Below are 12944 nucleotides of genomic sequence, written 5' to 3' on the forward strand. Positions count from 1 at the left end.
ATGTCGGACAAGAGCGCTGACAAGCCGTCGATCCTTGGCCCGGCCGCCGGCTTCGGCGTGACCTTCCAGGCCATGTTCAAGAAGCGGCTGACCGAGCAGTACCCGGAGCAGAAGAAGCCCACCGCCCCGCGCTTCCACGGCCGCCACCAGCTGAACCGGCACCCGGACGGCCTGGAGAAGTGCGTCGGCTGCGAGCTGTGCGCCTGGGCCTGCCCGGCCGACGCCATCTACGTCGAGGGCGCGGACAACACCGAGGAGGAGCGCTACTCGCCCGGTGAGCGCTACGGCGCGGTCTACCAGATCAACTACGCCCGCTGCATCCTGTGCGGGCTGTGCATCGAGGCCTGCCCGACCCGCGCGCTGACCATGACCAACGAGTACGAGCTGGCCGACTCCAGCCGGGCCGACCTGATCTTCACCAAGGAGCAGCTGCTGGTCGGGCTGACCGAGGGCATGGTCGACTCGCCGCACTCGATCTTCCCCGGCGCCGACGAGGGCGCGTACTACCGCGGTGAGATCACCGCGGCCGCCCCCGGCACCGTCCAGCAGGAGCGCACCGACCCCGAGAGCCGCGAGAAGGAGGTGCAGTCATGACCTCCACCGGAGAGGCCGTCCAGTTCTGGGTCCTCGCCGTGATCGCCGTCGGCGGCGCACTGGGCATGCTGCTGATGAAGAAGGCGGTGCACAGCGCGCTCTGCCTGGCCGCCACCATGCTGGCGCTGGCGGTCTGTTACCTGGCCCAGGGCGCGGTGTTCCTGGGCGTGGTGCAGATCGTCGTCTACACCGGCGCGATCATGATGCTCTTCCTGTTCGTGGTGATGCTGGTCGGCGTCACCTCGGCGGACTCGCTGAAGGAGCAGCTCAAGGGCCAGCGGATCGCCGCGGTGGTCTGCGGCCTCGGCTTCGGGGTGCTGCTGATCGCGGGGATCGCCAACGCGAAGCTCGACCACTTCACCGGACTGACCGAGGCCAACGCCGAGGGCAACGTCCAGGGTCTGGCCCGGCTGATCTTCACCAAGTACGTCTGGGCCTTCGAGGTCACCGGCGCGCTGCTGATCACGGCCGCGATCGGCGCCATGGTGCTGACCCACCGCGAGCGGGTCCGGCCGGCGGCCACCCAGCGCGAGCTGGCGGCCCTGCGGGTGCGCGACAACATCCAGCTGCCGCCGATGCCCGCCCCGGGCGTGTACGCGCGGCACAACGCGGTGGACATCCCGGCCCTGCTGCCGGACGGCACCATCTCCGAGGACTCGGTGATGGCCACCCTGCGCGAGCGCGGCCAGATCCGCGACGTCAGCCGGCCGATGCTGGAGCGGATGGCCGAGCTGGAGGAGAGCACCGCCGACTGGCTGGGCCGCCCGTCCTCCGCGCGGCCGCCGGTCGCCGGCCCGCGCAAGGAGCTGGAGACCGTGCCCACCAAGCCCGCGCCCGCCAAGCCCGCGCCAGCCACGGACGTGAAGGAGGAGACGGAGTGAACCCCGTCAACTACCTCTACCTCGCCGCCCTGCTGTTCACCATCGGTGCGTCCGGAGTGCTGATCCGGCGGAACGCGATCGTGCTGTTCATGTGCGTGGAGCTGATGCTCAACGCCTCGAACCTGGCGCTGGTCACCTTCTCCCGGCTGCACGGCAACCTGGACGGCCAGATCATCGCGTTCTTCACCATGGTGGTCGCCGCGGCCGAGGTCGTGGTCGGACTGGCGATCATCGTGTCCATCTTCCGGACCAGGCACTCGGCTTCGGTCGATGACAGCAACCTGATGAAGCTGTAGGCGGAGGGCCTTCGGTGAACTCTCTCATTCCGCTGCTCGTGGCGGCCCCGCTGGCCGGTGCTGCCCTGCTGCTGCTCGGCGGGCGCCGGCTGGACCGCTTCGGCCACTGGCTGGCCACGCTGCTGGCCGCCGTCTCCTTCGGCTTCGGCCTCGCGCTCTTCGCCGACCTGCTCGGCCGCCCGGGCGACGACCGGACGCTGCACGAGACGCTGTTCAGCTGGATCCCGGTGAACGGCTTCCAGGCCGACGTCGCCTTCCAGCTCGACCAGCTGTCCATCGTCTTCGTGCTGCTGATCTCCGGCGTCGGCACCCTGATCCACCTCTACTCGGTGGGTTACATGGCGCACGACGAGCGCCGCCGGCGCTTCTTCGGCTACCTCAACCTGTTCCTGGCGGCCATGCTGCTGCTGGTGCTGGCCGACAACTACCTGCTGCTGTACGTCGGGTGGGAGGGCGTGGGCCTGGCCTCGTACCTCTTGATCGGCTTCTGGCAGCACAAGCCCGCCGCGGCCACCGCGGCCAAGAAGGCCTTCCTGGTCAACCGGGTCGGCGACCTGGGCCTGTCGATCGCGATCATGCTGATGTTCACCACCTTCGGCAGCTTCACCTTCGGGCCGGTCTTCGGCGCCGCGGGCCAGGCGAACGAGGGGCGGCTCACCGCGATCGGCCTGATGCTGCTGCTGGCGGCCTGCGGCAAGTCGGCCCAGGTGCCGCTGCAGTCCTGGCTCGGTGACGCGATGGAGGGCCCGACCCCGGTCTCGGCCCTGATCCACGCCGCCACCATGGTCACCGCCGGCGTCTACCTGATCACCCGCTCCTCGGCGATCTTCAACCTGGCGCCGGACGCGCAGCTGGTCGTGGTGGTGGTCGGCACGGTCACCCTGCTCTACGGTGCGATCGTCGGTTGCGCCAAGGACGACATCAAGAAGGCGCTGGCCGGCTCGACCATGTCGCAGATCGGCTACATGATCCTGGCGGCCGGTCTCGGCCCGATCGGCTACGCCTTCGCGATCATGCACCTGGTGACCCACGGCTTCTTCAAGGCCGGGCTCTTCCTCGGCGCCGGCTCGGTCATGCACGGCATGAACGACGAGGTGAACATGCGTCACTTCGGCGGCCTGCGCAAGTTCATGCCGATCACCTTCGTCACCTTCGGCCTGGGCTACCTGGCGATCATCGGCTTCCCCGGTCTGTCCGGCTTCTTCTCCAAGGACAAGATCATCGAGGCGGCCTTCGCCAAGGGCGGCACCGAGGGCTGGATCCTCGGCACCTGCGCGCTGATCGGCGCCGCCGTCACCGCGTTCTACATGACCCGGGTGATGCTGCTGACCTTCTTCGGCGAGCGGCGCTGGCAGCCGGACGCCGAGGGCCACGACCCGCACCCGCACGAGTCGCCGTCCACCATGACGCTGCCGATGATCGTCCTGGCCTTCGGCTCGGTCTTCGCGGGCGGCCTCTTCACCCTCGGCGACTCCTTCGTCAACTGGCTGGAGCCGGTCACCGGCCACGCGGAGGGCAACTCCCCGCTGACCCCGCTGACCGTCACCCTGATCACCACCGCCCTGATGGTGGTCGGCGTGGCCGTCTCGTACCTGATGTACGGCCGCTCGCCCGTCCCGGTCACCCCGCCGGTGGGCTCGCTGCTCACCAGGGCCGCCCGGCGCGACCTGATGCAGGACGAGATCAACCACGCGGTGCTGGTCCGCCCGGGCACCGGCCTGGTCGCCTCGCTGGTCTTCTTCGACAGCAAGGCGGTGGACGGCTTCGTCAACGGGCTGGCCGCCACCATCGGCGGGCTCTCCGGACGGCTGCGCCGGATGCAGACCGGGTTCGTGCGCTCGTACGCGCTCTCCATGTTCGGCGGCACGCTGGTGCTGGTCGCCACCACTCTCCTGATGAGGTCGGTCTAGATGACTGTGACTCGCGCGCTCGCCCCCGAGCGCTCAGGCCCGGTGACGACAGTCGTCGCTCCGGCACCCCTTCCTCCGTCGGTCGCTCGTCGCTCCTCGCTCTCGGCACCGGCGCGCTCGTCGGCTCGGCGCGTGTGCCCGCTGCGCGGGCGTGTTCCGGTGGGAGGACGGCCATGAGCTACCTGCTGACCGCCACCTGTGCCGTCCCCGCCGCCGGCGCGGTGCTGACCGCCGCGCTGCCGGCCGGCAGCACCGACGCCCGCCGCCGGACCGCCAAGACCGTCGCGATCGCCGTCTCGGCGGCCACCCTGGCGCTCACCGCCCTGGTGGCCGCCAGGTTCGAGCCGGGCGGGGCGCGCTACCAGCTGACCGAGTCCCACAGCTGGATCCGCTCCTTCGGCATCAGCTTCTCGCTCGGGGTGGACGGCATCGGCGCGGTGCTGACCCTGCTGACCGCAGTCCTGGTGCCGCTGGTGATGCTCGCCTCCTGGCACGAAGCCGATCCCGCGGAATCCCCGGAGGGCACGTTCGAGAACCGCCGCCGGACCCAGGGCTTCTTCGCCCTGATCCTGGCGGTGGAGGCGATGGTGATCGTCTCCTTCCTGGCCACCGACGTCTTCCTGTTCTACGTCTTCTTCGAAGCCATGCTGATCCCGATGTACTTCCTGATCGGCGGCTTCGGCGACCGGGCGGGCGGCCCCGACTCGGCGGCCCAGCGCTCGTACGCGGCCGTGAAGTTCCTGCTCTACAACCTGCTCGGCGGCCTGATCATGCTGGCCGCCGTGATCGGGCTGTACGTGATCGGGCAGGGCCAGGGCTTCGCCACCTTCGACCTGCAGACCCTGACCGGGGCCATCGCGGACGGCAAGCTGGTGATCGACCCGGTCGCGCAGAAGGCGCTGTTCCTCGGCTTCTTCTTCGCCTTCGCGGTGAAGGCCCCGCTGTGGCCGCTGCACACCTGGCTTCCGAACGCGATGGGCGAGGCCACCGCCGGCACCGCCGTCCTGATCACCGCGGTGGTCGACAAGGTCGGCACCTTCGCGATGCTGCGGTTCTGCCTCGGGCTCTTCCCGGACGCCTCGAAGACCTTCGCCCCGGCGATCATGGTGCTCTCGCTGGTCTCCATCGTCTACGGCGCGCTGCTGGCCGTCGGCCAGAAGGACATCAAGCGGCTGGTCGCCTACGCCTCGATCTCGCACTTCGGCTTCATCATCATGGGCATCTTCGCGATGACCAGCCAGGGCCAGACCGGTGCCACCCTCTACATGGTCAACCACGGCATCTCCACCGCCGCGTGGATGCTGGTGGCCGGCTTCCTGATCTCCCGCCGGGGCTCGCGCCTGATCGCGGACTACGGCGGCGTCCAGAAGGTCGCCCCGGTGCTGGCCGGCACCTTCCTGATCGGCGGCCTGGCCACCCTGTCGCTGCCCGGACTCGCCCCGTTCGTCAGCGAGTTCCTGGTCCTGGTGGGCACCTTCTCGCGCTACCCGGTGATCGGCATCATCGCCACCTTCGGCATCGTGCTGGCCGCGCTCTACGCCCTGGTGCTCTACCAGCGCACCATGACCGGCCCGGTCAAGGAGGGTGTGCGCCACCTGCACGACCTGAAGCTGCGCGAACTGGCCGTGGTCGCCCCGCTGGTGGCGCTGACCATCCTGCTCGGCGTCTACCCCAAGCCGCTCACCGACATCGTCAACCCGGCGGTGGACGCCACGCTGTCGCAGGTCCACCAGACCGACCCGGCACCGGCCCACCCGGTCGCCGCCACCACCGGAGGTGAGCACGAGTGAGCGCCATCCACTGGCTGGCCGCCGCGGGCGGCAACAGCCCCAGCATCCCGGCTCCGCACATCGAGTACGGCCAGCTCTCACCGATGCTGGTGGTCTTCGGCGCGGCCCTGGTCGGCATCCTCGCGGAGGCCTTCCTGCCCCGCCGGCAGCGGCACGGTGCTCAGCTGGTGATCGCCCTGCTCGGCCTCGCCGGCGCCTTCGCCGCGGTGATCGTGCTCGCCGCCCAGGGCCACGCCACCACCAAGGCGGGCCTGCTGGCGATGGGCGCGGTGGCGATCGACGGCCCGGCGCTGTTCCTCCAGGGTGTCATCCTGCTCACCGCGATCCTGGCGGTGCTCACCTTCGCCGAGGGCCGGCTGGAGCCGCGGCTGAACGGCAACCGGGTGGACGCCTTCACCGCCCAGGGCGCGGCCGTCCCCGGTGGCGAGCAGGAGCGCGAGGCGACCCGGGCGGGCTTTCGGACCAGCGAGGTCTTCCCGCTCACCCTGTTCGCGGTCGGCGGCATGCTGCTCTTCCCGGCCGCCAACGACCTGCTGACCATGTTCGTGGCGCTGGAGGTGTTCTCCCTCCCGCTCTACCTGCTCTGCGCCCTGGCCCGGCGGCGCCGGCTGCTCTCCCAGGAGGCGGCGGTCAAGTACTTCCTGCTCGGCGCGTTCGCCTCGGCCTTCTTCCTGTTCGGCACCGCCCTGCTCTACGGCTACGCGGGCAGCGTCCAGCTCGGCGACATCGCGGACGTGGTCTCCGGCGTCGCCCCGGTCACCCCGGCGCTGGCCACCACGACCCAGAACGACGCGCTGCTGCTGATCGGCCTGGCGATGGTCTCGGTCGGCCTGCTGTTCAAGGTCGGCGCGGTGCCGTTCCACTCCTGGACCCCGGACGTGTACCAGGGCGCGCCCACCCCGGTCACCGGCTTCATGGCCGCGGCCACCAAGACGGCCGCCTTCGGTGCCTTCCTGCGGCTGTTCTACGTGGCCTTCCCCGGCCTGCGCTGGGACTGGCGGCCCGTCATGTGGGGTGTGGCGATTCTCACCATGGTGGTCGGCGCGATCCTCGCGGTCACCCAGCAGGACGTGAAGCGGCTGCTGGCGTACTCCTCGATCGCCCACGCCGGCTTCATCCTGACCGGCCTGATCGCCACCAGCCGGCAGGGCCTCGGGGCCGTCCTCTTCTACCTGCTCGCCTACTCCTTCGTCACCCTCGGCGCCTTCGCCGTGGTGACCCTGGTCCGCGACTCCAAGGGCGAGGCCACCCACCTCTCCAGCTGGGCCGGCCTCGGGCGGCGCTCGCCGCTGGTGGCCGCGGTCTTCGCGCTCTTCCTGCTGGCCTTCGCCGGCATCCCGCTCACCAGTGGCTTCACCGGGAAGTTCGCGGTCTTCCAGGCCGCCGCGGCCGGCGGGGCCACCCCGCTGGTGATCGTCGGTGTGCTCAGCTCGGCGGTCGCGGCCTTCTTCTACATCCGGGTCATCGTGCTGATGTTCTTCTCCGACCCGCAGCCCAACGGCCCCGCCGTCACCGTGCCCAGCCCGCTCACCGCCACCGCGATCGGTGTCGGGGTGCTGGTCACGCTCGGGCTCGGCCTGCTCCCGCAGTACTTCCTCGACCTGGCCTCGAAGGCCTCGGTCTTCGTCCGCTAGACCGCAGCACCCCAGCCGCGTGCGTCCGGGGCCCACGACCGACCGTCGTGGGCCCCGCCCGTGCAGTGATCCACTCCCGACCGGATACGCTGCCTGTACGTGTAACGGCGGGGCGCAGGGACCAGCCCGCTTGATCGACCAGGGACAGGAGTGGTCTTCGTGACCGTCGTGGGGCCCTTCGGGCTGAGCGTGCAGGACCGCGATCTGACCCGCGACGTCCGGGCCGGAATGGACGCCGTGGAGGCCTCGCTGGTCGAGGCCGTCAAGAGCGAGGTCCCGTTCATCACGATCACCGCCAGCCACCTGATCGAGGCCGGCGGCAAGCGCTTCCGCCCGCTGCTGGTCATGCTGGCCGCCCAGTTCGGCGACCCGAACGCCCCCGGTGTGGTGCCGGCCGCCGTGGTGGTCGAGCTGACCCACCTCGCCACGCTGTACCACGACGACGTGATGGACGAGGCGCCCGTGCGGCGCGGCGCCCCGAGCGCCAACTCCCGCTGGGACAACTCGGTCGCCATCCTCACCGGTGACTTCCTCTTCTCCCGCGCCTCCCAGGTGCTCGCCGACCTCGGTCCGGAGGCGGTCCGGATCCAGTCCGACGCCTTCGAGCGGCTGGTCACCGGCCAGATCCTGGAGACCGCCGGCCCCCGGCCCGGTGACGACGAGCTCCAGCACTACCTGGACGTCATCGCCGGCAAGACCGGCTCGCTGGTCGCCGTCTCCTGCCGCTTCGGCGCGCTGATGGCCGGCGCCGAGCGCTGGGTGGTGGACAGCCTCACCCAGTACGGCGAGCGGATCGGCACCGCCTTCCAGCTGGCCGACGACGTCCTGGACATCGCCAGCGACGGCCACGAGTCCGGCAAGACCCCCGGCACCGACCTGCGCGAAGGCGTCCCCACCCTGCCGGTCCTGCTGCTCCGTCAGCTCCCGGCCGACCCGACGGACGCCGAGGACATCCGGCTGCGCGAGCTGCTCGACACCGACCTCGCCGCCGACGACGCCGCCCACGCCGAGGCGCTGCGGCTGCTGCGGCGCCACCCGGCGCTGGAGCGGGCCCGCCGCGAGACGCTGCGCTACGCCGAGGAGGCCCGCGCCCTGCTCGACCCGCTGCCGGACTGCCCGGCGAAGGCCGCCCTGCAGGAGCTCTGCGACACGGTCGCCATCCGCACCATGTAGCCGGGCGCCCGCGGTCGGGTCGGTCCGCTGCCGGGTCGGTCCGCCCCCCGGGTCGGCCGTTCCGGGCCGGTGCCCGCCGGGGATGCGCGAGACTGTTCGGGTCGATCAAGATCCGGCTGTCTGGAAGGGCCTTCCCCATCATGCTGCGCGTCGTCATCGCCGAGGACTCCGTACTCCTGCGGGAGGGCCTGACCCGTCTGCTCACCGACCGGGGCCTGGAGGTGGTGGCCGGCGTCGGTGACGGCGAGGCGCTGCTGAGGACCGTCCACGACCTGGCCACCGCCGGTGAGCTCCCGGACGTCGTGGTGGCGGACGTCCGGATGCCCCCGACCCACACCGACGAGGGCGTCCGCGCCTGCGTCACGCTGCGCGGCCTCCACCCCGGCCTGGGCGTGCTGGTGCTCTCCCAGTACGTGGAGGAGCGCTACGCGGGCGAGCTGCTGGCGGGCTCCACCCGTGGTGTCGGGTACCTGCTGAAGGACCGGGTGGCCGAGGTCCGGGAGTTCGTGGACGCGGTGGTGCGGGTGGCCGAGGGCGGGACGGCGCTGGACCCGGAGGTGGTGCAGCAGCTCCTCAGCCGCAGCCGTAAGGGTGACGTGCTGGCCGGCCTCACCCCGCGCGAGCGCGAGGTGATGGGCCTGATGGCGGAGGGCCGGACGAACACCGCGATCGCCCGTCGCCTGGTGGTCTCGGACGGCGCGGTGGAGAAGCACGTGTCCAACATCTTCCTGAAGCTGGGCCTGGCCCAGAGCCCGGCCGACCACCGCCGGGTGCTGGCCGTGCTGACCTATCTGAACTCCTGACCTGCGGGTGCCCGCGGCCCCCCGGAGCGGCCCCGGGCGCCGCCGCAAGCGGAGGCGAGGCATCCGGGCGAGCCGGGGCGCCCCATGAGTCCGAGTTCCCCTCCCGCCGGCCCCGGCCCGCTTAGGATGCGATTCGGTGCACCAGGCGGACGGGGCACACGGCTCACGCCCGCGGCTGGCGCCACGAGGAGGTCCGCGGCAGTGACCAGTCAGGTCGATCAGTCAGCAGCAGTGGACGGATCGGACGGGGAGGACGGACCGGAGTCCGCCACCCGGTCCGGTGTCGGCGCAAGACCCGCCAAGCCGATCCGGCGTCTGGATCGGGTGATCATCCGTTTCGCGGGTGACTCCGGCGACGGAATGCAGCTCACGGGTGACCGCTTCACCTCGGAGACGGCGTCCTTCGGGAACGACCTCTCCACCCTGCCGAACTTCCCGGCCGAGATCCGGGCCCCCGCCGGGACGCTCCCCGGTGTGTCGAGTTTCCAGTTGCACTTTGCCGATCATGACATTCTGACTCCGGGCGACGCGCCGAACGTCCTGGTGGCGATGAACCCGGCCGCACTGAAGGCCAATCTTGCCGATCTGCCGCGTGGCGCGGAGATCATCGTGAATACCGACGAGTTCACCAAGCGGGCCCTGGCGAAGGTCGGCTACGGCGCCGACCCGCTCGGTGACGGCTCGCTGGACGCCTACCACCTGCACCGGGTGCCGCTGACCACGCTCACCCTGGAAGCGCTCAAGGACAGCGGCCTGGCCCGCAAGGACGCCGAGCGGGCGAAGAACATGTTCGCCCTCGGCCTGCTGTCCTGGATGTACCACCGCCCCACCCACGGCACCGAGGCCTTCCTACGGCAGAAGTTCGCCAAGAAGCCCGCCATCGCCGAGGCCAATATCACCGCGTTCAAGGCCGGTTGGAACTTCGGCGAGACCACCGAGGACTTCGCCGTCTCCTACGAGATCCCGCCCGCCCGGCTGCCGGCCGGCACCTACCGCAACATCTCCGGGAACCTGGCGCTGTCCTACGGCCTGATCGCGGCGGGCGAACGCTCCGGGCTGCCGCTGTTCCTCGGCTCGTACCCGATCACCCCGGCCTCGGACATCCTGCACGAGCTGAGCCGGCACAAGAACTTCGGGGTGCGGACCTTCCAGGCGGAGGACGAGATCGCCGGCATCGGCGCCGCGCTCGGGGCGGCGTTCGGCGGGGCGCTCGGCGTCACCACCACCTCCGGGCCCGGGGTGGCGCTGAAGTCGGAGACCATCGGCCTCGCGGTCTCCCTCGAACTGCCCCTGCTGGTGGTGGACATCCAGCGCGGCGGCCCCTCCACCGGGCTGCCCACCAAGACCGAGCAGGCCGACCTGCTGCAGGCGATGTTCGGACGCAACGGCGAGGCGCCGGTGCCGATCGTGGCCCCGGCGACCCCCGCCGAGTGCTTCGACGCGGCGCTGGAGGCGGCCCGGATCGCGATCACCTACCGCACCCCGGTGTTCCTGCTCTCGGACGGCTACCTGGCCAACGGCTCGGAGCCCTGGCGGATCCCGTCGGTCGACGAACTCCCCGACCTCGCCGTGGAGTTCGCCGCCGGCCCGAACCACGTGCTGCCGGACGGCTCGCCCGCCTTCTGGCCCTACAAGCGCGACCCGCAGACCCTGGCCCGCCCGTGGGCGGTGCCCGGCACGCCCGGCCTCGAACACCGCATCGGCGGGATCGAGAAGCAGGACGGCACCGGCAACATCTCCTACGACCCGGCCAACCACGACTTCATGGTCCGCACCCGCCAGGCCAAGATCGACGGGATCACCGTCCCCGACCTCGATGTGGACGACCCGGACCACGACGCCCGGGTGCTGGTGCTGGGCTGGGGCTCCACCTACGGCCCGATCACCGCCGCCGTGCGCCGGCTTCGCGCCGACGGCGCCACGGTGGCCCAGGCCCACCTGCGCCACCTCAACCCGTTCCCGGCCAACCTCGGCGCGGTCCTGCGCTCGTACGAGAAGGTCATCGTCCCCGAGATGAACCTCGGGCAGCTGGCCCTGCTGCTGCGCGCCCGCTACCTCGTCGACGCGCAGTCCTACAACCAGGTCCGCGGACTCCCCTTCAAGGCGGCCCAGCTGGCGGACGTGCTGCTCGCCGCGATCGGAACGCTCGAAGGAGACCAGCAGTGACCGCACCCTTCCGCTCCCTGGAGCTGGTCCCCAAGGCCGACGGCCCGCAGAGCGCCAAGGACTTCAAGACCGACCAGGAGGTCCGCTGGTGCCCGGGCTGCGGCGACTACGCGATCCTCGCCGCCGTCCAGGCCTTCATGCCCGAGCTGGGCATCCGGCGGGAGAACACCGTCTTCGTCTCCGGGATCGGCTGCTCCTCGCGGTTCCCGTACTACATGAACACCTACGGGATGCACTCCATCCACGGCCGTGCCCCGGCGATCGCCACCGGGCTGGCCGCCTCCCGCCCCGACCTGTCGGTCTGGGTGGTCACCGGTGACGGCGACGCCCTCTCGATCGGCGGCAACCACCTGATCCACGCGCTGCGGCGCAACGTCAACCTGAAGATCCTGCTCTTCAACAACCGGATCTACGGCCTCACCAAGGGGCAGTACTCGCCGACCAGCGAGCTGGGGAAGATCACCAAGTCCACCCCGATGGGCTCGCTGGACGCGCCGTTCAACCCGCTCTCGCTGGCGATCGGCGCCGAGGCCACCTTCGTCGCCCGCACCATCGACTCCGACCGCCAGCACCTGCAGTCCGTGCTGCGGGCGGCGGCCGAGCACGAGGGCACCGCGCTGGTGGAGATCTACCAGAACTGCAACATCTTCAACGACGGCGCCTTCGAGGTCCTCAAGGAGCCCGGTACCCGCGACGAGGCGCTGATCCGCCTCGAACACGGGCAGCCGGTCACCTTCGCCGGCAAGGCGGTGGTGCGCGGGGCGGACGGCGAACTGTCCGTCACCGAGCTCACCGCGGCGGACGACGGGCGGATCCTGGTGCACGACGCCCACGCGGCCAACCCCACCACCGCCTTCGCCCTCACCCGGCTCGCCGACGCCGACACCCTGCACCACACCCCGATCGGCGTCCTGCGCGACGTCCGGCGCCCGGTCTACGACACGCTGATGGCCGAGCAGTTGGAGCGCGCCACTGCCGACCGCGGCCCGGGCGGGCTCACCGCCCTGCTGCACGGCAGCGACACCTGGACGGTCGGCTGACCGAGCCGGCGGCAGACGAGCGCCCGGCCGGGCCCCTGGGCCGGGCGCTCCCGGCCGTCCCGGGGCCATCCGGCGGAGCCGCGCCGCAGGCCGAGGGTGTCGCCCGCCGGCCGGGCCCCGCGGTTGCCGATAGTGGACCCACCGCCCCGGCGAACGGCCGGTCAGAGCGTGGGGAGCCGGGTTCATGGCCGAGTCGAGCGGTCGACCGCCGCAGGGCTACTCCGAGCACCGGTGGAAGGCGCTGACCGGGATGTGCGTCGCGGCCGGCATGGTCTGGCTGACCTTCGCCGACTTCGGGGTGGCGGTGCCGACCATCTCCAAGGAGCTCGCGGTCTCGCTGCCCGACCTCCAGTGGGCGAACAACGCCTTCAGCCTGTCGACCGGTGCGCTGGTGCTGGCGGCGGGCCGGCTCGGCGACGTGTTCGGCCGCAAGCGGATGCTGGAGATCGGCCTGCTGGTGATGGGCGTGGTCTCGCTGGTGGCGGCGTTCGCCCCGGGGGTCACCGGGCTGATCGTCGGCCGGGCGGCGATGGGGGTGGGCGCCGCCCTCGCCCTCCCGCTGGTCTGGCGCCGCCCGAAGGCCGCCGAGGACTCCTGAGCGCCGCCGGGCGGCCTACCGCGCGGAGCCCGAGCTGCCTACAGTCGTGGGCAGTCGGC

General features: G+C 71.2%; 11 protein-coding genes. All 11 read left to right on the top strand.

What is annotated here, in order from left to right; translation table 11 throughout:
- The 11 genes from nuoI to AB0K43_RS14910 all read left to right on the top strand — a co-directional run bounded on the left by nuoI (nucleotide 1) and on the right by AB0K43_RS14910 (nucleotide 12885).
- Nucleotides 1–594 carry an NADH-quinone oxidoreductase subunit NuoI gene (gene nuoI / locus AB0K43_RS14860; RefSeq protein WP_363639564.1) on the top strand — a complete coding sequence of 198 codons (594 nt, stop codon included), beginning with the start codon at nucleotides 1–3 and terminating at the stop codon, nucleotides 592–594.
- Nucleotides 591–1475 carry an NADH-quinone oxidoreductase subunit J gene (locus AB0K43_RS14865; RefSeq protein ID WP_363639566.1) on the top strand — a complete coding sequence of 295 codons (885 nt, stop codon included), beginning with the start codon at nucleotides 591–593 and terminating at the stop codon, nucleotides 1473–1475. The genes nuoI and AB0K43_RS14865 overlap by 4 nt, the downstream gene beginning before the upstream one ends.
- On the top strand, nucleotides 1472–1771 hold the full coding sequence (gene nuoK / locus AB0K43_RS14870; RefSeq protein ID WP_035798594.1) for an NADH-quinone oxidoreductase subunit NuoK: 300 nt from the start codon (nucleotides 1472–1474) through the stop codon (nucleotides 1769–1771). Before AB0K43_RS14865 ends, nuoK begins: the two co-directional genes overlap by 4 nt.
- Nucleotides 1772–1785: 14 nt before the next feature.
- Nucleotides 1786–3681 carry an NADH-quinone oxidoreductase subunit L gene (gene nuoL / locus AB0K43_RS14875; protein WP_363639568.1) on the top strand — a complete coding sequence of 632 codons (1896 nt, stop codon included), beginning with the start codon at nucleotides 1786–1788 and terminating at the stop codon, nucleotides 3679–3681.
- Between the two features lie 173 nt (nucleotides 3682–3854).
- Nucleotides 3855–5471, top strand: a complete 1617-nt coding sequence (locus AB0K43_RS14880; protein WP_363639570.1) for an NADH-quinone oxidoreductase subunit M — start codon at nucleotides 3855–3857, stop codon at nucleotides 5469–5471.
- On the top strand, nucleotides 5468–7105 hold the full coding sequence (gene nuoN, locus AB0K43_RS14885) for an NADH-quinone oxidoreductase subunit NuoN (protein WP_363639572.1): 1638 nt from the start codon (nucleotides 5468–5470) through the stop codon (nucleotides 7103–7105). The genes AB0K43_RS14880 and nuoN overlap by 4 nt, the downstream gene beginning before the upstream one ends.
- 159 nt (nucleotides 7106–7264) lie before the next feature.
- A complete protein-coding gene (locus AB0K43_RS14890; RefSeq protein WP_363639574.1) occupies nucleotides 7265–8278 on the top strand; it encodes a polyprenyl synthetase family protein in 1014 nt (337 codons plus the stop codon).
- Nucleotides 8279–8421: 143 nt separating this feature from the next.
- Nucleotides 8422–9081, top strand: a complete 660-nt coding sequence (locus AB0K43_RS14895) for a response regulator transcription factor (protein ID WP_363639700.1) — start codon at nucleotides 8422–8424, stop codon at nucleotides 9079–9081.
- A 201-nt stretch (nucleotides 9082–9282) separates the two neighbouring features.
- The gene (locus AB0K43_RS14900) at nucleotides 9283–11247 is read left to right on the top strand and encodes a 2-oxoacid:acceptor oxidoreductase subunit alpha (protein ID WP_363639576.1); all 1965 of its coding nucleotides are present in this window, start codon (nucleotides 9283–9285) and stop codon (nucleotides 11245–11247) included.
- Entirely contained in the window at nucleotides 11244–12287 is a 1044-nt protein-coding gene (locus tag AB0K43_RS14905; RefSeq protein ID WP_363639578.1) for a 2-oxoacid:ferredoxin oxidoreductase subunit beta, read from the top strand. The genes AB0K43_RS14900 and AB0K43_RS14905 overlap by 4 nt, the downstream gene beginning before the upstream one ends.
- A gap of 184 nt (nucleotides 12288–12471) precedes the next feature.
- Nucleotides 12472–12885, top strand: coding sequence for an MFS transporter (locus AB0K43_RS14910; protein ID WP_363639580.1), 414 nt, complete (start codon nucleotides 12472–12474; stop codon nucleotides 12883–12885).
- Nucleotides 12886–12944: the final 59 nt, after the last annotated feature.

Origin of the sequence: Kitasatospora sp. NPDC049258, assembly GCF_040678895.1 — a bacterium.
Taxonomy (GTDB): Bacteria; Actinomycetota; Actinomycetes; order Streptomycetales; family Streptomycetaceae; genus Kitasatospora.

Coding starts and splice junctions, on each gene's coding strand:
- nuoI (WP_363639564.1), top strand. CDS start 1: ATGTCGGACAAGAGCGCTGACAAGCCGTCGATCCTTGGCCCGGCCGCC.
- AB0K43_RS14865 (WP_363639566.1), top strand. CDS start 591: ATGACCTCCACCGGAGAGGCCGTCCAGTTCTGGGTCCTCGCCGTGATC.
- AB0K43_RS14880 (WP_363639570.1), top strand. CDS start 3,855: ATGAGCTACCTGCTGACCGCCACCTGTGCCGTCCCCGCCGCCGGCGCG.
- AB0K43_RS14910 (WP_363639580.1), top strand. CDS start 12,472: ATGGCCGAGTCGAGCGGTCGACCGCCGCAGGGCTACTCCGAGCACCGG.